This is a genomic window from Ruegeria sp. O5 (assembly GCF_056535105.1).
In genome coordinates, this window is sequence record NZ_JBQERN010000001.1 from 83329 (window position 1) to 104218 (window position 20890).

General features: G+C 57.8%; 20 protein-coding genes. 4 read left to right on the forward strand and 16 right to left on the reverse strand.

Features of this window, described 5'->3' with window-relative positions; all coding sequences use genetic code 11:
* Positions 1-10: 10 nt before the first annotated feature.
* The 4 genes from ACR0M3_RS00395 to ACR0M3_RS00410 form a co-directional block, all read right to left on the reverse strand.
* Complete coding sequence (locus ACR0M3_RS00395; RefSeq protein ID WP_480909170.1) at positions 11-373, reverse strand: DUF3302 domain-containing protein; 363 nt, start codon at positions 371-373, stop codon at positions 11-13.
* A 35-nt stretch (positions 374-408) separates the two neighbouring features.
* Positions 409-978 (reverse strand): disulfide bond formation protein B, encoded by a 570-nt coding sequence (locus ACR0M3_RS00400; RefSeq protein WP_480909172.1) that lies wholly within the window; start codon positions 976-978, stop codon positions 409-411.
* A 10-nt stretch (positions 979-988) separates the two neighbouring features.
* Entirely contained in the window at positions 989-1144 is a 156-nt protein-coding gene (locus tag ACR0M3_RS00405) for a DUF5993 family protein (RefSeq protein WP_209595994.1), read from the reverse strand.
* A 107-nt stretch (positions 1145-1251) separates the two neighbouring features.
* Positions 1252-2013 carry a DeoR/GlpR family DNA-binding transcription regulator gene (locus tag ACR0M3_RS00410; protein WP_480909175.1) on the reverse strand — a complete coding sequence of 254 codons (762 nt, stop codon included), beginning with the start codon at positions 2011-2013 and terminating at the stop codon, positions 1252-1254.
* Positions 2014-2194: 181 nt separating this feature from the next.
* On the opposite strand from ACR0M3_RS00410, the gene glpD reads away from it, so the two are divergent.
* A complete protein-coding gene (glpD, locus tag ACR0M3_RS00415; RefSeq protein ID WP_480909178.1) occupies positions 2195-3781 on the forward strand; it encodes a glycerol-3-phosphate dehydrogenase in 1587 nt (528 codons plus the stop codon).
* A gap of 195 nt (positions 3782-3976) precedes the next feature.
* Positions 3977-4522, forward strand: coding sequence for a DUF2087 domain-containing protein (locus ACR0M3_RS00420; RefSeq protein ID WP_480909180.1), 546 nt, complete (start codon positions 3977-3979; stop codon positions 4520-4522).
* A gap of 42 nt (positions 4523-4564) precedes the next feature.
* Here the strand turns inward: ACR0M3_RS00420 and ACR0M3_RS00425 are convergent, their stop codons facing one another.
* From ACR0M3_RS00425 to ACR0M3_RS00475, 11 genes are all read right to left on the reverse strand, one after another.
* Positions 4565-7702, reverse strand: a complete 3138-nt coding sequence (locus ACR0M3_RS00425) for an efflux RND transporter permease subunit (RefSeq protein WP_480909183.1) — start codon at positions 7700-7702, stop codon at positions 4565-4567.
* A gap of 3 nt (positions 7703-7705) precedes the next feature.
* Positions 7706-8863 carry an efflux RND transporter periplasmic adaptor subunit gene (locus tag ACR0M3_RS00430; RefSeq protein WP_480909186.1) on the reverse strand — a complete coding sequence of 386 codons (1158 nt, stop codon included), beginning with the start codon at positions 8861-8863 and terminating at the stop codon, positions 7706-7708.
* A gap of 249 nt (positions 8864-9112) precedes the next feature.
* A complete protein-coding gene (gene metG / locus ACR0M3_RS00435; RefSeq protein ID WP_480909188.1) occupies positions 9113-10831 on the reverse strand; it encodes a methionine--tRNA ligase in 1719 nt (572 codons plus the stop codon).
* Positions 10832-11037: 206 nt separating this feature from the next.
* A complete protein-coding gene (locus tag ACR0M3_RS00440; RefSeq protein WP_480485858.1) occupies positions 11038-12258 on the reverse strand; it encodes an MFS transporter in 1221 nt (406 codons plus the stop codon).
* 80 nt (positions 12259-12338) lie between these two features.
* The gene (locus ACR0M3_RS00445) at positions 12339-12935 is read right to left on the reverse strand and encodes a YceI family protein (RefSeq protein WP_480909190.1); all 597 of its coding nucleotides are present in this window, start codon (positions 12933-12935) and stop codon (positions 12339-12341) included.
* On the reverse strand, positions 12932-14146 hold the full coding sequence (locus ACR0M3_RS00450) for an MFS transporter (protein ID WP_480909193.1): 1215 nt from the start codon (positions 14144-14146) through the stop codon (positions 12932-12934). Before ACR0M3_RS00450 ends, ACR0M3_RS00445 begins: the two co-directional genes overlap by 4 nt.
* A gap of 62 nt (positions 14147-14208) precedes the next feature.
* Positions 14209-14829, reverse strand: coding sequence for an ImuA family protein (locus ACR0M3_RS00455; protein WP_480481267.1), 621 nt, complete (start codon positions 14827-14829; stop codon positions 14209-14211).
* Between the two features lie 48 nt (positions 14830-14877).
* Positions 14878-15459, reverse strand: a complete 582-nt coding sequence (locus ACR0M3_RS00460) for a retropepsin-like aspartic protease family protein (RefSeq protein ID WP_480481265.1) — start codon at positions 15457-15459, stop codon at positions 14878-14880.
* A 41-nt stretch (positions 15460-15500) separates the two neighbouring features.
* Complete coding sequence (locus ACR0M3_RS00465; protein ID WP_480472375.1) at positions 15501-16121, reverse strand: MarC family protein; 621 nt, start codon at positions 16119-16121, stop codon at positions 15501-15503.
* Positions 16118-16510 carry an ACT domain-containing protein gene (locus ACR0M3_RS00470; RefSeq protein ID WP_480558577.1) on the reverse strand — a complete coding sequence of 131 codons (393 nt, stop codon included), beginning with the start codon at positions 16508-16510 and terminating at the stop codon, positions 16118-16120. The genes ACR0M3_RS00465 and ACR0M3_RS00470 overlap by 4 nt, the downstream gene beginning before the upstream one ends.
* The gene (locus tag ACR0M3_RS00475) at positions 16507-18357 is read right to left on the reverse strand and encodes an ABC-F family ATP-binding cassette domain-containing protein (RefSeq protein WP_480909195.1); all 1851 of its coding nucleotides are present in this window, start codon (positions 18355-18357) and stop codon (positions 16507-16509) included. Before ACR0M3_RS00475 ends, ACR0M3_RS00470 begins: the two co-directional genes overlap by 4 nt.
* Before the next feature lie 107 nt (positions 18358-18464).
* Between ACR0M3_RS00475 and ACR0M3_RS00480 the strand changes: the two genes are divergently transcribed.
* Together ACR0M3_RS00480 and ndk are read left to right on the forward strand one after the other, a co-directional pair.
* Positions 18465-19667: a multidrug effflux MFS transporter gene (locus tag ACR0M3_RS00480; protein ID WP_480909197.1), complete on the forward strand. Its 1203-nt coding sequence runs from the start codon at positions 18465-18467 to the stop codon at positions 19665-19667.
* 115 nt (positions 19668-19782) lie between these two features.
* Positions 19783-20205, forward strand: a complete 423-nt coding sequence (ndk, locus tag ACR0M3_RS00485; RefSeq protein ID WP_008757405.1) for a nucleoside-diphosphate kinase — start codon at positions 19783-19785, stop codon at positions 20203-20205.
* A 59-nt stretch (positions 20206-20264) separates the two neighbouring features.
* Here the strand turns inward: ndk and ACR0M3_RS00490 are convergent, their stop codons facing one another.
* Entirely contained in the window at positions 20265-20612 is a 348-nt protein-coding gene (locus ACR0M3_RS00490; RefSeq protein ID WP_480472383.1) for a TfoX/Sxy family protein, read from the reverse strand.
* Positions 20613-20890 lie beyond the last annotated feature (278 nt).

Genomic DNA, 20890 nt, shown 5'->3' on the forward strand with positions numbered 1-20890 from the left:
TCCTTCGGTCTTAACTGGGTTGTGTGTCATCTGTGTCCAGACGATCCTGGTATTCGGGCTTGACCTTGCCGCCCAGACGTTTGATTTCATCGCGAATGGCATCTTTTTCCTCGTCCGGGCCACGGCGAATATCGACCGTGACGCCATCGTGAAAAGCCCACATGAAAGCGTGAACCCAAGGCACAACAGCCAAGAACCCCATCCATCCCATGATCTTTACAGCTTCGGCATGGGGATGATTGCGTTTGATCGCGATCCGCCCCGGAAGGCCCATAATGAACAGGAACAGCGCCATAACCGCTGCAAGTAGCAGGATCAGCGCGGCAAATGTCAGATAGTCATAATAGCCAAGCGGCTGGCCCAATAGTCCCATGCGTTTGCCTCCATCAGGGGAAGGTTAGGGTATCCTCAATCATTCGCTTTCAGTTCGTCAATCAACTTGTAGTCCGTAGGCGGGTCATCACAAATGCCCGGTCCGCATTCCAGCAGAGTTGAACCGGCATTCAGCACGGCCAGTGCCAGCATGACAAAGAAGGCGGTTTTGGCCAGCTTGTTTCCCCCAAATCGCCCCTCGCTGGTCGCGCCCGAGTCGTATTGGCGATCAAAAAGCAGCATGAACGACGTACCCAGCAGGACAAGGAAAAAGGCGATGCCCGCCCAAGTGTAGTAATGCAGCCCCAGAACGGGCGAACCGTAGTGGCCGGTTCCCGGCACAATGTGCAACAGGATTTGCCGGATCGAAACACTGCCGCCATACAAAGCGGCAATCAGCATAATGGCATAGTGCTGCGGTCGCGCGCCATACAGCAGGTTCAAGCCCAGCCCGACGCCGACAGCAACAAAGCCGACACGCTGCAACAGGCAAAGCGGGCAGGGTAGTTCGTAAAGGGCAAGTTGATAGAAGAACGCCAGCGCCAGAACAAGACAGACAGCCAGCATTCCGATCGCGTTCAGTGTACGTGACAGTTCAGGTGTCATGACGAGGCCCTCAAAGCTGAATTGTCAACTGACTGGTGGCGTGGAATTTCAACCAGTAGATACTCAGGGCAATCGTAAGGAAGAACAGCGCATTGCCTGCCTTCGTCATGTTGAAATAGTTGAGCCCCATCGTGGCAGTAAGTAATGCAAATAAAAGCGCAATCATGGCCCGGTGCTCCCCTCCCGTGCTCATATCTTTATGCAGACGATAGTGTCAGGCCGGGTGGCATCTGGCAAGCGACGCGGTAATTTTGAGACTATTCTTAATGTCCGCTAGCTACATAGGACGATGTCCGTTTGCCAGTCCTGACTGCGCAGGTGCAGATCGCCAGGTAACGGCGCATCCGTGTAGATCGCGTCGATTTCAGCCAAAGAAGCGATGCACGCCGGGGCAGAGCGGTGAAACTTGGAATGGTCGGCAACCAGAAATGTACGGCGTGCCTGCGCAATGATGGTCTGGCTGACTTGTACCTCCTGAAAATCGAAGTCCAGAAGATCTCCGTCAATGTCCAAAGCTGAACAGCCGATAACGGCAAGATCAAATTTGAATTGCCGAATGGTCGAAACGGTCAGATTTCCGATCAACCCGCCGTCTGTGCGCCGCAGGACGCCTCCGGCCATGACGACCTCACAATCCGGATTCTCAATCAGAATGTTTGCGACGTTCATGTTGTTGGTCACAACCATCAGGTTCTTGTGGTTCAGCAATTGCCGCGCTACGGCCTCGGTCGAGGTTCCGATGTTCATGAAGATCGATGCGCCGTCGGGGATATCGATGGCGCAAGCCTGTGCAATACGGGTCTTGGCGTCGGCGTTCAGGGCGCGGCGGTCTTCATATCCGATGTTTGACACGCCCGAGCGCAGCACCGCGCCGCCATGCACCCGATCCAGTTTACCTGCCTCGGCCAACTCGGTCAGGTCGCGCCGGATCGTCTGGACCGTGACACCAAATCTTTCGGCCAACCGGTCAACGGTGACGCGGCCTTCGGCCCCGGCAATGTCCAGAATGTCAGATTGGCGGAAAGACAGCGACATGGGGTTTTTCCAGACTTGAAGTGTTTCTTTCGTTTTTGTTCTTTCTGGCCGGTTTTGCAAGAACGGCGTGCGAAAACATAAGGCCAGTGTTGCAAAACGAAGAAATTCGAACATAAACATTGACCATACGAAGAATGTTCTGGCAAATGCCTATCATCCATCCTGACAAGGAATCATTGGCATGCAGTCAGCGGACGTTCAGACAACGGACCTTTTTATCATCGGTGGCGGGATCAATGGCTGCGGCATCGCACGGGATGCTGCTGGCCGCGGGCTGTCAGTTGCTTTGGCAGAGATGAATGATCTGGCCTCGGCCACATCATCAGCCTCGACCAAACTGTTTCATGGCGGGTTACGGTATCTGGAGTATTTCGAAATCCGTCTGGTGCGCGAGGCTCTGATCGAGCGCGAAACCCTGTTGCGCGCGATGCCGCATATCAGCTGGCCGATGCGCTTTGTGCTGCCCTACCACAAGGACATGCGGTTTGACTCGGAAACGCCGACCTCACGGCTGCTCAGCACGGTCATGCCGTGGATGCGGGGGCGGCGTCCGGCCTGGCTGATCCGGTTGGGTTTGTTCATGTATGACAATCTGGGTGGCCGCAAAATTCTGCCGGGCACCACGTCGCTGAACCTGCGATCGGCTCCGGAAGGCGCCCCGCTACAGGACAAGTTCGAAACGGCATATGAATACTCCGATTGCTGGATCGAAGATTCACGGTTGGTGGTCCTGAATGCCCGCGACGCCGAGGCGCGCGGTGCGCAGATCATGGTGCGAACCGAGGTGATTTCGGCCGAGCGGGTGGACGATCTTTGGCAGGTATCCATTCGTGATCGCAACAGCGGCGAAATCCGTCTTGTCCTGGCCAGAATGCTGATCAATGCGGGTGGCCCTTGGGTCGGGGACATCATCCAGACCAAGATCCGAGTGAACTCACGCGAGGGTGTTCGGCTTGTTCGGGGCAGCCATATTGTGACGCCCCGGCTGTATGACCACGACAAGTGCTATTTTTTTCAAGGCGAAGACGGCCGCATCATTTTCGCCATACCATACGAGCAGGATTTTACCCTGATCGGCACAACGGATCAGGATCACCCAGACCCTGACACGAAACCCGTCTGTACCGAGGCCGAGCAGGAGTATCTGTGCGCCTTCGCATCGAAGTATTTCAGGCGCGCTGTGACCCGCGAAGATGTTGTGTGGACCTATTCTGGTGTGCGGCCGCTTTATGACGACGGTGCCAGCAGTGCCACCGCAGCAACGCGAGATTACACGCTGAAAGTCGATGCGCAGGGTGGGGCGCCTGTATTGAACGTGTTTGGCGGCAAGATCACCACCTATCGCAGGCTTGCGGAAAGTGCTTTGGAGAAGGTTGGTGAATTCTTTCCGAATATGCCGGGCCCCTGGACCGCTGGTGTGGCGCTGCCGGGCGGTGACTTTCCGGTTGACGCTGTTGAAGCCCTGACTGATCAGCTTCAGGCCGCGTATCCTTTTCTGGGTGCCGCCTGGGCTGCACGCCTGATCAGGGCCTATGGAACCGAAGCAACAGATGTCCTTGGGGATGCGCAACAACTGACTGATCTGGGCGAGGATTTTGGCGCAACCCTGACCGCGCGGGAAGTCGCGTGGCTGATCGACAAGGAATATGCACGGACCGCCGAAGATGTCGTCTGGCGGCGCAACAAGCTGGGCTTGCGACTGAATGCCGAGCAGATCGCGCGGATCGACGGCTGGATGGCTGAACGGCTGGCCCCCGGCTCGACCTGATCCATCTTTCTATCCTCTTGGCGGGTGATGAGTGTTGTGCTAGCCGTTGGATACGGTCGGCAGACACCGAGGCGTCGCTGCTCTTACCCAGAGTGCTAAACCTGCCAGTGTATGTGAAACTATCGCAACCATCAGGGCGTTGTTTCGTCAAGTCAGCGACCAACGATCGCGCAAAACGCCCGATATGGATTTGTGATGAGCAAAACTCCTGTACACTTGCACGCCGATGATCTGACCGGATTCGTGCGTATCCTGTCCCAACAACTTGGCGACTCCAGCCCGTCGCACCTGACCCTGATGAACATGGTCGCTCGTGCCGCCGGGTTTCAGAACGTGCAACATATGCGCGCCACCAGTGCCGCTGCCCGGCGGATCGAGACCCGCCTGAAACAGCCGGCTGCTGACATGCGCACGGTTGAGCGCACACTGCACCTGTTCGACGGGCAGGGCAGACTTCGGCAATGGCCGTCAAAACGATCGGTGCAGACTTTGTCCTTGTGGGGGCTCTGGTCTGCGGTACCGGCAGCCGCGGTGCTGCAAGAGGGTGAGGTCAACACGTGCCTCAATGCCGAACATTGTTTTGATGACCCTGCAACCCTGCGCCGGACCATGATTTCATGTGGGCTGCTGACACGGAACCGGGATGGATCGGATTATCGCCGGGTCGAGCAGGCACCGACACCAGAGGCAAAGGTGGTGATCCGCGAACTCTCTGAACGGCGGCGGGAAAGATCAGACTGACACCAGAAAAAAGCCCCGCTGATGGGCGGGGCTTTGATCGGATCAGGCCGCTTCTTCTGAAGGGCCGGGATCGTTTTTACTGCCTTTCAGCCACTCGCGCATGCTTTGCATCAGAGCGTAGAGGACAGGCACCACGATTACGCCAACCAGCGTCGCGGCCAACATGCCACCGAACACGGCGACACCGATGGCTTTTTGGCTGGCCGCACCCGCACCATTGGCAGCCAGCAGCGGTACGACGCCTAGCAGGAAAGACAGGGCGGTCATCATGACAGCGCGGAACCGCTGATGAGCTGCCTCGACGGCAGCGTCCTTGATCGAAAGACCCTTGGCGCGCTGTTCCATTGCAAACTCGACGATCAGAATGCCGTTCTTCGAAGCAAGGCCCACCAGCATGATCATACCGATCTGCGTATAGAGGTTGATGTCACTGCCAACGATGGCAACCGCGGCCACCGCCCCGAACAGGGCCACGACCACAGACAGCAGGATCGAGACCGGCATAGTCCAGCTTTCATACTGTCCAACCAGAAACAGGTAACCGAATAGGATAGCCAGCCCCAGAATGACGATCACCAAGCTGCCGGACGCCAATTGTTGTTGTGCCGTTCCCGTCCATTCGAACGAGTATCCCGGCGGCAGAGCCGAAGCAGAGACCTCTGTCATCGCGGTGATCGCATCGCCGCTGGACAGGCCCGGCGCTGGCACCGCTGTCACCGTTGCCGACCGGAAAAGGTTATGTCGCTTCAGCAGAACCGGCCCCAAAACGTTTTCCACGTCAATCAGGGTACCCAGTGGCACCATGTCGCCCTTCTGTGAACGCACATAGAGGCTGGCAATGTCATCGACATTGTCGCGATAGCTGCCTTCCGCCTGGATCATTACGCGATAGACGCGACCAAACAGGTTGAAGTCGTTGACATAATACGACCCCAGCTGGGCCTGCATGGTCTGGAAAATCTCAGCCACCGAGACGTCCAGTGTCTTGGCTTTCTCGCGGTCCAGGTCGACGAAAAGTTGCGGAACGTTGGCACGGAATGTCGTATAGGCTTGCCCGATCTCGGGTCGTTGGTTGGCCGAATAGACAAACGACCCCACAGCCGATGCCAGATCCTGCGGTGAACCGCCGCCGGTTTGCTGCACCTCCATCTCGACCCCGGCCGACATGCCGAGACCCTGAATTGGTGGCGGGTTGAAGGCAACGGTCGAGGCTGCGGTCTCATTATTCGCGATGGCCAGCACCTTGGCCAGAATGGCCTTGGCGCTCAGGTCCTCCTCCTGCCGTTCGGCCCAGTTGTCGAGGTTCACGAAGATCGCAGCGCCGTTGGTGATTGTGCCGTTCAGCAATGAAAAGCCATTGATCAGAACGGTGCTGGACACACCCGGGATCTCGCGTATCTGGTCATCGAGGCGCTTTGTCACGGCCTCGGTCCGTTCCAGCGTCGCGGCGTCAGGCAGTTGCACGTCAACAAAGAGATAACCATTGTCTTCCAGCGGGATAAACCCGGCTGAGGTGTTCGACATGATTGCCCCTGTTCCCATGCCGAGACCAACCACGATGGCCAGCGCGATAGCTGGAAAGACAAGCAGTTTGCGCACAATAGCGACATAGCCGTTGCGAACGCCACCAATGAAGTTTTCGAACAGCGCAAGTAGCCCTTTGGGCGGCCCTGAGCGGGCCTTAAGGACCAGCCCGCACAGGGCAGGTGACAGTGTCAGCGCGTTGATGGACGAGATCACAACAGCGGTCGAGATCGTGACAGCGAACTGAGAGTACAACCGCCCTGAGATGCCCGGCATGAATGTCACCGGCACGAAAACCGCCAACAGAACCAGCGTGGTCGCGATGACCGGGCCTGTGATCTGCCCCATTGCCTTACGGGTGGCTTCTGCCGGGGGCAGCCCCTCATCAGCGATGATGCGCTCGACGTTTTCAACAACGACGATGGCGTCATCGACCACAATACCGATAGCCAGCACCAGTGCGAACAGCGAGATCGTGTTCAACGACATGCCGAAGGCCAGCAAGAAAGCAAACGTGCCAATCAGTGAGACCGGGATGGCAACCGCCGGAATGATCGTGGCGCGCCAACTGCCGAGGAACACAAAAACGACCGAGATCACAAGTGTGAAGGTCAGGATCAGTGTGGAAACAACGTCATTCAACGAGGCTTCGACAAAGTCGGTCGTGTTGAAGGGGACATCATATTCGACATCCGACGGGAATGCGCGGGACAGCCGCTCCAGTTCCGCCTGCACGCGCTCTGAAACGGCGAGGGCGTTTGCGCCGGGGGCCTGATAGATGCCGATCACGGTGGCCGGCACGGACTGAAAATAACCGGACGCCGAGTAGAACTGTGCGCCAAGCTCAACCCGGGCGATGTCCCTTACGCGGACAATTGCGCCGGCATCTCCGGTACGGATCACGATATCGCCAAATTCTTCAGCGGATGTCAGTCGCCCTTTGGACTTGATCGTGTATTGAAAGGTCTGGCCTTCGGGCACAGGCGGTGCACCGATCGAGCCTGCAGACACTTCGATATTCTGTTCGCGGATCGCGTTGATCACATCACCTGGTGTGATGGACAGGGCGGCCATCTTGTCAGGGTCCATCCAGACCCGCATGGCGTATTCAAGGTTGGTCAGAACATCAGCCTTACCCACGCCTTGCACACGCGCCAGCGCATCGCGCAGGTTGATCGAGGCATAGTTGGAAAGAAACACGCTGTCATAGGTGCCATTGGGCGAGGTCAGCGTGACCAGCATCAGCATATTGGTCGACGATTTTTGTGTGACAACGCCCGAAGATGTCACTTCGGCGGGCAACGACGACATTGCCTGCGCCACCCGGTTCTGCACGTTGACCGAGGCGATATCGGGGTCGGTGCCAACTTCGAAGGTTACGTCCAACGAATACGAGCCGTTGTCAGACGATCTGGATGTCATGTAGATCATGTCGTCCACACCGTTGACCTGCGCCTCGATCGGTGCGGCAACGGTGTTCTCCACTGTTTCCGCATTTGCGCCGGTGTATTTGGTGGATACGTTGACCACGGGCGGGGTAATGTCCGGGAACTGCGCGACCGGCAGCACCAGATAGCCGATGCCACCCATGATGGTCAGCACCAGCGAGATGACAAACGCCAGCTTTGGCCGGCTGATGAACAGGGCTGAGAACATCGATTACTCTCCCGGCTGTTCAGAGGCGACGACCGCGTCAACAGCCACGCCGGGGCGGACCCGTTGCAGGCCCTCGACAATCACGCTTTCGCCTTCACGCAAACCTTCGGTAACGATGATGGCGGTACCTTCCGTGTTGCCTGTGGTGATGTATCGCTGCTCCACCATCTGCTTGTCGTTTACAACCAGAACAAAATCACCACGCTGATCGCGTTGCAGCGCAGCTTGCGGCACCAGAACTTGCAAGGTCGGTTGCAACGCTTCGATCTGCACATTCACGAATGCACCGTCCAGGATCAAACGGTCGGCATTTTCGAACTGGGCGCGCATTGTGATCGCGCCGGTCAACGGGTCGATACGATTGTCAACGAATACGATCCTGCCCGTTTCATCCAACTTGGTTCCATTTGGCAGCGTGATATGCACATTGGGGCTTTGCGGGCTGTCCGCAAGAGAAGCTGAATTTGCGCCAACTGCCTGAAGAACCGAAGTGAAAAGTTTTTCGTTCAGAGAGAAATTCACATAGATCGGCGTCTCGCTGACAATGTTCACCAGCGGCGGGTTGGTCGGGCCTACCACATCGCCGACGCTGGTGGTGATGCTGCCGATACGCCCATCAAAAGGTGCGTGGATCTGCGTATAGCTCAGGTCCAGTTCGGCCTGCTGGATCGCCGCATTTGCGGCCTTGACCTCAGCCTCGGCGACCAGTTCGTTGGCCCGCGCGATGTCGCGTTCGGATTCAGGTGTCGCGTCGCGTTTGTAAAGCTCTTCCTTTCGCGCCAGATCGACCTTGGCCAGCTCAAGGTTCGCCTCGGCCCGGTTCAGATCAGCTTTTCGGGCCTCCAATGTCGCCTCGTAAAGGTCCGGTTCGATGGTGAACAACAGGTCTCCTTCCTTGACCGTAGCCCCATCCTCGACATTCCGGCTGTTGAGAAAACCATTCACGCGGGCCACGATATCGACCTTATTGATCGCCTGAGCGCGCCCTATGAAGGAAGCCTCGTCGGTGATTTCTTCGGTGTAGGCGGCCGCAATCGTGACTTTTGGTGCCGCTCCTTCGTCCTGTGCAGTTGCAGGTTGGGCCAGTCCCAGGGATATCAGCAATAATGCGGTGGCAATTGGATTGCGGGCCTGAGTTGGAAAAGGGAAAACTTGGGACATGGCGAAAGCCTCGTGCATTTCAGAAACAATTGGTGTCCATCCCGGCGGTCACAATCGCGCGAGTCGACAAAACTTGTTTGCAGGATGGCTTGTTTGCCACGAATTCTCAAGCGCGATGAATCCCGCGGAGGTTTGCGATGACGCCGAAAATTTCAGCAACTAAGCTGGTTTAGGTGTCGGCCTGTTCCTAGGTGCTAAACGAAAACAGGGGCCGACGGCCCCCGTTTGAGATGACGAATACCAGGGTGGTCAGCCGCGTTTGCCGGCGAATTTTGCCTGCCATTCTTCGCGCTGTTCGTCTGTGATCTTGGCAAACAGAACGTCTGGCACGGTAAAGTCGTGACCCGCTGGCAGGGCGTTCAACGCTGCGGCCACGTCCTCGGGCCAGCTGGTATCAAGCGTGTTCATGGCGCTTAGCATCTTGGCTGAGGTATCAGGGATGAACGGCGCGCTGAGCACGGCATAGAACCGGATCAGGTTCAGGCCCAGACGCACCTGCGCAGCGGCCCCTTCGGGGTCTTCCTTGAAGGTTGACCACGGTGCCGCTGCTTGCAGGTATTCATTGCCAGCCACCCAGATGGCCCGCAGTTCCTGAGCCGACTTGCGGACGTCCATTGCTTCCATATGCGCCTCATAAGCGCGGACGCGTTTGGTGAGTTCGTCGATCAGAGCGTTCTCACGCTCGCCAAACTCACCGCCTTCTGGCACCACCTCACCAAATTTCGAGCGACAGAACTTGGTGATGCGGCTGACGAAGTTGCCCAGAACATCGGCCAGATCCTTATTCACGGATTGTTGGAAGTTCTCCCACGTGAACTCGCTGTCGCTGCTTTCCGGCGCATGGCTCAGCAGCCACCACCGCCAGTAGTCGGCTGGCAGAATCTTGAGCGCCTGATCCATGAAAACGCCACGCCCCTGCGAGGTCGAGAACTGGCCGCCGTCGTAATTCAGGTAGTTGAAGGATTTCAGGTGGTCGACCATTTTCCACGGCTCGCCCGACCCTAGAATAGTGGCGGGGAAAGAAAGCGTGTGAAATGGCACGTTGTCCTTGCCCATGAACTGGACATATCGCACATCGTCCGCACCCTTATCGGTACGCCACCAGCGTTTCCACTCGGAATCGGGTTTCCCGGTCGAATCCGCCCATTCCTTGGCACAGGCGATGTATTCAATCGGCGCATCGAACCAGACATAGAACACCTTGCCTTCCATACCGGGCCAGTCCTGTTCGCCTTTCTTGACTGGAACGCCCCAGTCCAGATCGCGGGTGATCCCCCGGTCTTGCAGCCCGTCGCCATCATGCAGCCATTTCTTGGCAATGGATGTGGTCAGGATCGGCCAGTCAGTTTTGCTGTCAATCCAGGCATCCAGCTGATCCTTCATCGCCGATTGGCGCAGATAGAGGTGCTTGGTCTCACGCACTTCCAGATCGGTCGAGCCCGAAATGGCCGAGCGCGGTTCAATCAGGTCGGTCGGATCCAACTGCTTGGTGCAGTTTTCACACTGGTCGCCACGTGCGTTCTCATACCCGCAATTGGGGCAGGTGCCCTCGATATAGCGGTCGGGAAGAAAGCGACCATCTGCGTTGGAATAGATTTGCTTTTCCGTGACCTCGCGGATCAACCCGGCCGCATCCAGTTTCCCGGCGAAATGTTGGGTCAGCTTTTTGTTCTGCTCGCTGGATGAGCGGCCAAAGTGATCAAAGCTCATCCCAAAACGCTTGGCGATGTCGGACTGAATTTCGTACATGTCCGCGCAATACTCGGCCACTGGCTTTCCAGCTTTGGCAGCGGCCAATTCGGCTGGCGTGCCGTGTTCGTCGGTGGCGCACAGGAACATGACCTCGTTCCCCCGGCCACGCTGGTAGCGTGCATACAAGTCGGCAGGCAGTTGCGAGCCGATCAGATTGCCGAGATGCTTGATCCCATTGATGTAAGGGATCGCCGAGGTGATGAGAATCCGAGCCATATTCCGTTTCCGCATATCTAACTGCGCGTTCGTCTAACCTAAGTCACCGCTCAGCAAAAGCCCGGTTTCGTAGGTGACTGGAATAACTCTGATTTGTAACGCGCGCCTGATAGGGCGACCAAGCCGCCGATGGCCGTTGTAATACGGTCAGATTGTGGTCAGCCAATACGCAGACTCTGCGCAATGCAGGGCTGCGGGTCCGCTATTCATTCCTCGCGGGCGCGTTTCAGCAACCTTCCGACCGTAAAGGATGTACGCGGTGCGTAGACGTAATTGGTTCTCTCCGCGGGTGTTGGACGCGACCGCATCCGGGCCAGGCCGAAACCGATCAGGAATACGTGGCCGACCGCAACAAATGCAAACAGCGCGCTGGGGCCGAAATCCTGGATCAGTGTTGACGTGATATAGGGTGACGCAATAGCCCCCAGCGCGTACCAGAACATCAAGGCGGCAGACAACTCGACCCTTTGTTCGGTTGTCGCAAAATCGTTGGCATGTGCGGATGACACCGAAAAGATTGGGAATGTCGTGAACCCAAAAAGCGCCGCTGCAAGCATGACACCGACGGTTCCCGTGTCGCTTGCCGCCATTGTGACCCCGCAGCTTAGCACCGCCGCGACCGAAAGCCAGATCAAGACCCAGCGCCGGTCGTATTTGTCCGCGAGCCATCCCATCGGATACTGCGCCAGCGCCCCGCCCAGAACGAAAGAGGCGAGGAAGAAGGCGATTTGATCCACTCCCAACCCGACTTCCTGACCGTAGACGGGCCCGACCATTCGGAAAGATGCTGAACTGAGTGCCGAAACAATGACGCCCGCGACGGCCAACGGCGAACTGTGCCATGCCAGTTTCGGGCGCAGGCGGGGGGCGTCGGGCGTCTTCGGCTGACTTGCGCGTGTCAGTGTCAGCGGCAGCAATGAGGCGCAGCAAAGGATCGCCAAGAGGTTATAGGAAACATACGAGGCGGGTGGCAGGACGGCGATGATCAACTGAGCACTCAGCGAGGCACCCATATCGACGATGCGATAGGTGCCCATGGCTCGTCCACGTGTCTCATTGGTCACTTTTGCATTCAGCCACGCTTCGATGACAGTGTAACTACCTGCCACACATGTGCCCGAGGCGATGCGCAACGCCGCCCATACATAAGGATTGTCTGTCAGGGTGTGCCCGATCAACCCCATCGCGCCCAGCGCTGTGCATACGGCAAATGCGCGGGAATGCCCGACACTGCCCATCAGTCGCGGCGCCCACCAGCAACCTATGAAAAAGCCAAGGAAATGCGCTGAACCCAGCATACCGATCTGTTCGGTCGAAAAGCTTAAGGTGATCCCGGAAATGGCATCAAGTGGCCCGACGCCGCCCGTTGAAAGCTGAAGCAGAATGACCGAAAGAAACAGGGCGGCAAATGAAATGATCGTGCGCATGGTTTTCTCAGATAGGCGGCGTCACCGGACAATGCGCGCAACTATTCGACTTTATCCAGTCGTTTTTTGCTTTTTGTCGATTAGGTTGCACGAATGATCTCGGCACGTATGTCCAGTCCGACGTTTTGTCCTACCAGATCGGGATAACCCGAGGCACCGAAATCGTGCCGGTTCAATGTCCCGGTCAAACCTATGGACAGGCGGTTGAGGTCGTTCGCGGCTGTTCCGGGCTGGCGGTATAGGTTGGCATCCAAAGTTATGGGGTGCGTCACATCTCGGATACTCAGTTCCCCCGTGACACGAGCACCATTCGATATGCGCCCATCGGCCCCCAATTGAATGTCAGTCGATACGAATTGAATTGTCGGGTAGGTTTCGGCGCCCAAAACACCGGGGCCGAGCATCGGCATGCGGGCAAAGGGCAAGCGTGTTCCGGCCTTGTTGACATCCAGCACCACCGTGACCCGGCTGTTTTGCAGGCGGTGCATGTCAATCTGTACGTCCGCCTGCCGGATCGGCATTGATCCGGTCTGAGGGATACCTGACAGATCAAAGGTAAAACCAACCACGGTGGCTTTCGTTGACAAAATGTATGGCTGCAACGCGGCTTGCACCGTACGGGCCAAAGGCAGAGCCACCATCCCTGCAAGCACCAAGCGGCGGGTCAGGTGTGTCACGCCATGACCGTGTCCCGTCTGGGGCGGGATCTTTTGATCAACATCAGAATGATGGCAATGTTCAAACCGTTCCAAAGAATTCCGTTGACGAAGGCCAGGTGGTAACTTCCGGTGACATCGTAAATCCAGCCTGACATCCAGCCGCCAAGCGCCATGCCAAGGATGGTCATCATCAAGACGAATCCGACCCGCGCCCCGGCGTCCTGCGGCGGCATGTATTCACGGACAACCAAAGCGTAGCTGGGCACGATGCCACCCTGCGCCAGACCGAACAGCAAGCTGATCACATAAAGTGAGACCATCCCGTCATATGGCAGGAACAGGAACAGGGCGATGCACTGCAAGACTGAGCCGATCATAAGCGTCATGACGCCGCCCAGACGGTCGGCCAACAGGCCCGAGAGAATACGGCTGGCGACGCCACCTAGCAGCATCAGCGATAGCATTTCAGCCCCCACTGCGGGGCCGTATCCCAGCCCGACGCAATACGACACGATATGGACCTGTGGCATGGACATCGCTACGCAGCATCCAATACCAGCCAGTCCAAGGATGTACTGTAACACGCGTGGTGAAACGCCGACAGTGCGCGCGTTGATCTGGGCTGTGGCCGCGGCTGTGCTGTGTGCTTCGACCGGGACCTGACGACGCAACAGCAAGGACAGGGGGATGACAATCAGCAGCGTCAATAGCGCCAATGTCAGGTAGACCTGTTGCCAGCCATCCCGTAACAGAATGCCGGACAGCAGGGTGGGCCAGATTGCGCCAGAGATATAGTTTCCGCTGGCCACCAATGCGACGGCGAACCCACGCCGCTTCATGAACCAGTGCGAGATATCGGCGATCAAGGGGCCAAACCCGATCGATGTTCCCAGCCCGACCAGCAGATGCGCCGCAGATAGTAGTGTTATATTCGGGGCCAGCGTTGCCAATAGATAGCTGAAGGCGCTTAATACAGCGGCGCCGATCAGGGCGCGTGTCACGCCCAGCCGGTCCACCAGTTGTCCTAGCCACATATTGCCCAGCGCAAATCCGATCATCGTAAGCGTATATGGCATCGAGGCTTCGGCGCGACTGGCGCCGAATTCTGCTTCGACAGTAGGCATGACCACGATGACCGCCCACATCCCTACATTCGCCACAGTTGCGATGGCGAGCGTGATCAGAAGGCGAATCCAGGAATAGCGGCTGTCATGGATCGGATGGCTCATGCGGCGACGCTAGGGTGCGATCCGGAGTTTGGCGAGTCACATCTTGCGTGATCCTTGCGGCTTCACGTCAGAATGTCCTCTGTTTCAATGCGTTTCAGGTGCAGACCGGTGCGGGCAGCAGTCTGAGTGGCCTGCCAGCTGACCGGGGGCAGGGCGCGGGCGCGGCGGCGGGTCAGGGTCCAGTGCCTGGCATCCCCCTGATGGGCGGCGGCCATGTGCCAGCGTGTCTCAACCCCTTGTGCGCCGCCATCACCGGGCGTCAGCAGCAAGCCAAGCGGGGCTTGGCCCATCGTACCGCCTTGTTCTGCGGCCAGATGCATCCGCCGCACCGGCGTCAGCCCCGGCGCGCCGGGCAGGTCGCCTATGATCAGCGGGATGGCCCCGCTGCGCAGCGCCTCTTCAATACACCATAGCAGATCTTCGGCGCGGGTGGGGTGGACGAACAGAAAACGCGCCGGATCAGCAAAGGCCATCATTCCGTCGGGGTTCAGTTGGGCGGGCTCCCACGCGGGGGAAATCCACAGCACGGGACCCTGTGTCTGACCGGCCAGCCAGATGGCAAAGCTGCGTCGGGCGGGGCCGCAAGCCTCGTGCACGCGACCCGGTTGCAGGGTGATCTGCGAATGGAGATTTATCCCCGGGATCTGACGTGCAGGTTTGGGACCAAGAAGCTGAGCAGACATGCCCGCAAGCTATCATGTTCCACTTTTGTTCTCAAGAGGTGAGGAGCATCAACGGGACAGGATCAGCTTGCCATCCGCAAACTGAATGCTTGAAAAACGGTGCAGATATTCCATCCCCAAAAGAGACTTATCCAGTTCGCCCTCGTTGACCCAGGCCGAAACGTTCTGATCCGTAATGGGTCCTATCGTCAGGGTCTCAAGCCGCACCGGCGCGGTACGCACCTCACCGTTTGCAGTCAAGGCGCGCCCGAAATAGTTCAGCTGATCGGGATCAATGCCTGCCCGTTTGGCATCCCGCGCGTTCAACACGATCTGGCTGGCACCGGTGTCGACAAGAAAGGTGATCAGCTCACCATTCACCAGAACCGGAAGGTAATAATGGCCATCATAAGCGCGGGGAACCTCAACCGAGTTACCGGTGACACTCATCTGCGGCGCGGGAGCGACCGAGGAACGAATATCCTCCCACAGACCGACCAGTGCAATGACCCCGACAAAAATGAACACCCATGCCATGACCTGCTGAAACGTCTTGCCAAGCGACTGCCGATTATGCGTGACAAACCACATCAGCAGCGCCGCCCCCAGCAGGGCCAGATAGATCAGGCGTCCAATATCGAAACTGTCCATGCGGTTCCCGGAAATCCCCTTAACCTTGTGAATATGGGGGCTTAAGATGCGAATCCAAAGGCCTTGAGGCCATCAAGAATAAACTGAACAGATAATGCAGCCAGCAGCATCCCAAGAAGCCGGGTCAACACGTTCAGCCCGGTTTTCCCCAAAAGCCGTGCCACGGCCCCTGATGAAAGATACATCACAAAAACCATTGCCAGAACGACCAGCATAACGCCGATGACCACGGCCAGGCCCTGAATGCCGGGATGTTGACCGGCCAGCAGGATCATAGTGGCAATCGCACCGGGCCCTGCAATCAGTGGGATACCCAGTGGAAACACCGACGGGTCCGGATGTTCTTCCTCTTCGGCGCTGTTTTCACGACGTTTGGTCCGGCGTTCAAACAGCATGTCGAGCGCGGTCAGAAACAGCAAAACACCCCCCGCAACACGAAACGCCTCCATCGAGATGCCGACAAATCCCAGCAGCGCTTCGCCGAAGGCCGCGAACATCGCCAGAATGCCGCCAGCAGTCAGGCACGCGCGAACAGCGACAGAGCGGCGCGTGTGCCAATCCATGTTCTGGGTCAGGGCCACAAAAATCGGGGTTTGCGCCGGTGGATCAAGAACCACGAAAAGCGTTGTGAACGCAGTGATCAGAAATGCGGTGTCAATCACTCTTTGCTACTCTGTTGCAGATGTTTCAAAATTTTTAGGGCGTCTTCGGCCCGTCCGGAGGGAACATAAACATGATCGTGGTGATAGCCCGCAACCATGTTCGCCGGAATTCCGGCCTGTGCCAACACCCCGGAGACCGCAGCGGTCAGACCCACGCCTTCGAGCGAGGAGTGCACTTGAAGCGTGATACAACGCATAGCAAACGCCTCTTTTGGTGCGCAATGGATCGGAACGATTAAAGACAGTCCTTCGGCCTCGACGTAACTGGCGCGTGTCCCGTCGGGCCAGTCCATATCTTCAGGCCAGACCACAAATGCGAATTCGTCGGGTTGAATTTCGGGGTGCATTCCCGCGATCATCGCTTTGGTTTCAACAACGGGATCGCTCATACCGTTTCTGCCTGTTCCAGTCGCTCGGCAGCGGCGATCCAAAGCGCTTCTGCTTTTTGCATGGCCTCGACCACCTCGGCGAATTTGCGGTTCCAGGTTTCCAGATCGTTGATCTTGTCGTCCTCGTATAAAGCCGGGTCGGCCAGTTTTGCCGCGAGCTTGTCGTGCATCTCTGTCAGTTTCTCGACCCGGTCCTCGCATTTGCGCAGGTCCGCCCGCAGTGCCAGCATGGTATCGCGCGAGGTACGTTTGGGCTTCTCTGTTTGCGGCTTTTCTTTCACCGGCTTGTCACGCGCCAGCAAAAGGGCCCGGTAGGATTCTAGGTCACCGTCATAAGATTTGACCGTACCGTCCGAGACCAGCCACAACCGATCGGCAACAAGCGACAGAAGGTGCATGTCGTGGCTGACCAGCACGACAGCGCCGGAATAGGCGGTCAGTGCTTCGACCAGCGCCTCACGGCTTTCGATATCCAGATGGTTCGTCGGTTCATCGAGGATCAGCATATGCGGTGCGTCGATGGTGGCCAGCAGCAGCGACAGGCGTGCTTTTTGCCCACCCGACAGGCGGCCAACCTCGGTTTCCGCCTGAGCTGCGTTCAGGCCGAACCCCGCCAAACGCGAGCGCCACTTGCCAGGCGCCTCGTCCGGGCGCAGGCGGCGCAGGTGGTCCAGTGGCGTTTCGTTCACATAAAGCTCGTCCACCTGATGCTGAGCGAAATACCCGATGCGCAGCTTGTTGCTGCGGGCCATCTTACCCGCCATGAGGGGCAGGCGGTCTGACAACAGTTTGGACAGGGTAGATTTGCCCTGACCGTTCTTACCCAGCAGCGCGATGCGGTCATCCTGATCAATGCGCAGATTCAGGCGGCGCAGTACTTCGATCTCGCCATAGCCGGTGACACCACCTTCGATCTGGATGATGGGCGGCGACAGTTCCTCGGGTTCGGGGAAGGAAAACGCACGCAGCGCGGCCTCTTGCGGGGTTGAGACCAACTGGATGCGTTCGATCATTTTCAGGCGCGATTGGGCCTGAACGGCCTTGGATGCCTTATAGCGAAACCGATCCACGAAGCTCTGCAAATGAGCGATGCGGGCCTTTGCCTTTGCATTCTCGGATTCCGCCTGCGCTAGACGTTCCGCCCGCCGTTCCGCGAACTTGTCGTAAGGCACAGCGTAATAGGTGAGTTTGCGATCCTCCAGATGCAGGATCGACCCTACGGCACGGTTCAACAGGCCCCGGTCATGGCTGATGATAATGACCGTGTGGGGATATTTCGCCAAATAGCTTTCCAGCCACAGCGCGCCTTCGAGGTCCAGATAGTTGGTCGGTTCGTCCAACAGCAACAAATCCGGTTGCGAGAACAAAACCGCCGCCAAGGCCACGCGCATCCGCCAACCGCCCGAGAAATCCGAGCAGGGGCGCAACTGGTCTGCGTCGTCAAACCCCAACCCCTTGAGGATCGAGGCCGCGCGGGCCTCGGCCGACCAGGCGTCGATATCGGCCAGCCGCGTCTGGATTTCGGCAATTCGCGTGGGATCCGTTGCGTTGCCAGCCTCGGCCATCAGGGCGTTGCGCTCGGTATCAGCGGCCAGAACAGTGTCGATCAGCGAAACATTGGATGATGGGACCTCCTGCGCGACCCCGCCAATGCGGGCGCGCTTGGGGACCGAAATATTGCCCGATTCCAGCGCCAGTTCCCCGCGGATCAGGCGAAAAAGCGTGGTCTTTCCCGTGCCATTTCGGCCCACAAGGCCAACCTTGTGACCGTCTGGTATGGTTGCGCTGGCGCCATCAAACATTGGGCGGCCTTCAACGGCATAGGTGATGTCTTCGATCCGTAACATGAGGCGCTCTTAGCAGAGGTGTGATGCCGCCGCCAGCGGCTTGGCATTTTCAAGCATCAAGCAATGTGTTAGCGCTGTCTCGTTTGCTTTTTGAAGCGGTTTTTCACATGCGCGCGGCCCGGACGCCTCCATCCCTGATCACATTGATCTTTGCTACGGCGCTGTCTGTGCTGACGCTCAACATGTTCCTGCCGTCGCTGGCGCATATGAGTGAAGACTTCACGGTGGATTACGGCCTGATGAACCTGTCGGTCGCGGGGTATCTGGCGGTTTCGGCAGTGTTGCAACTGATCATGGGCCCGTTATCGGATCGCTTTGGGCGCAGACCTATCCTTTTGATTTGTATATCGATATTTGTCCTTGCGTCGATCGGATGCACACTGGCCGGATCGATCTGGGTTTTTCTTGGCTTCCGCCTGCTTCAGGCTGCTGTTGTCGCGGGCTCAGTCCTGTCCAGCGCGTCGATCAGAGACCGTTACGCACCGAATGAGGCGGCAAGCAAACTCGGTTACGTCGCGATGGCCATGGCCTTAGCCCCGATGCTTGGGCCGATGTTGGGTGGGGCGCTGGATATGCTTTTCGGTTGGCGTTCGGGGTTTGTCCTGTACTCGTTGCTTGGAGCAGGGTTGCTGGTGCTGCTTTGGTTCGACCTGGGCGAAACCAACACGAACCGCTCGTCCACATTTGGTGCCCAACTGCGCGAATACCCACACCTGTTCCGTGCCCGCAGGTTCTGGGGTTATGCCCTATGCGCGGCGTTTTCGATTGGGGGGTTCTACAGCTTTATCACCGGTGCGCCGCCGGTTGCCGCAGCGTGGTTCGACCTGAGCCCAGCAACGCTGGGGCTGGGGATTGGCGTCATCACCGGCGGGTTCATGGTTGGCAATTTTGTCACCGGTCGGATTGCGGCCCGGACGCGCCTGACGACAATGATATTGTCGGGGCGGATCGTGGCCTCAACTGGCCCGTTCTGCGGATTGATGCTGTTTCTCGCTGATCTGGGATCGGTCTGGGTCTTCTTCGGTTCGGCAATCTGTGTCGGCTTTGGCAACGGTTTGACCAATGCCAATGCCGCGGCCGGTGTCATGTCGGTACGCCCCGGGCTGGCAGGTAGCGCGGCAGGGCTGTCGGGGGCAATGATCGTGGCTTTGGGAGCTGTTCTGACCTCAATGACCGGCGCGTTCGTCAGCCCCGAAAACGGGCCGTATCTGGTACTGGGCATGATGTGGGCCTGTAGCTTTGCCGGCTTGATGGCGGTGCTTTACGTTCGTCGACTGGACCGTGTCGACCCTTTGCCAGAAACAATCTGAACTGCAAAGCCACCGGCAAGGCATCATTACACTTTTCATGGATCAAAGACCGTGATACCCGGCGCGCGATGGATTTCGGCGCGGATCCCGCGTCACATTATAAGGAGAGGCCGACATGGCACTGGAACGCACATTCTCGATCATCAAACCCGATGCAACCCGCCGCAACCTGACCGGCAAGATCAACGCCAAGTTCGAAGAAGCAGGCCTGCGCATCGTGGCGCAAAAGCGCATTCACATGACCAAAGCTCAGGCTGGCAAGTTCTATGACGTTCATGCCGAACGTCCGTTCTATGACGAACTGTGCGAATTCATGTCGTCGGCTCCGGTTGTTGTTCAGGTTCTGGAAGGCGAAGGCGCCATTGCAAAGAACCGTGAAGTCATGGGCGCAACGAACCCTGCGGACGCAGCCCCCGGCACCATCCGCGCTGAATTCGCGGAATCGGTCGGTGAAAACTCGGTCCACGGTTCGGACGCACCGGAAACCGCAGCGGTTGAAATCGCATACTTCTTTTCGGGCATTGAACTGGTCGGTTAAGCCACAGCCATTGGTGACAAACAGGGGCCGCATCCTTGGTTGGGTGCGGCCTTATTCGTTCAGAGCTGCTTTAAGTCCTTTGGTGCAACACGAACTCCGATGGCGTCCAGATCTGCAATCATCTGGTTTTCCGGAGCAGCACCGTTACCAGCTTTGATTGCGTCGAACCTTTCGCGCAGGGCTTTCTTCTCGTCGCCCTTGCAATCGTTCCACGGGCGGCCCTGCAATCCCATCACCAGAACATAATATCCGATGAAATGCGCCCTGGTGCCGGCGCGCAACAGGCGGGCATAGGCTTCGTCCGGCCCCAGTTCTCGCAGCGCCTCAGCCGAATGAATACCAGCACGTGCGCAGGCCTGTTCAAAGGCGGGGCCAAGGTTTCGGATCGAAGATACTGGTTCGCTCATAGCGGTGTCTTACTTCGGCACCCGAGGCCTGTCACCCCGTGATTACACTCGGTCGCAGGCATAATGCCTTGATGTCCTTTCGGGTTCAGCCGAGACTGAAAAGGAGAACCTTGGATGGCGTTGGAGCAACCAAACCAAACAAGGGGCGCGCGCATATGATCGTTGAGAAACCTGTAAAGGGGTTTCTGAAGTTGAACTGGAAAGGCGTATCATGACCAGATCGTCAAGCGATCAGTTCATTTTCCCAGCGAGGATTGACGAAACGGCTCTGGCAAATG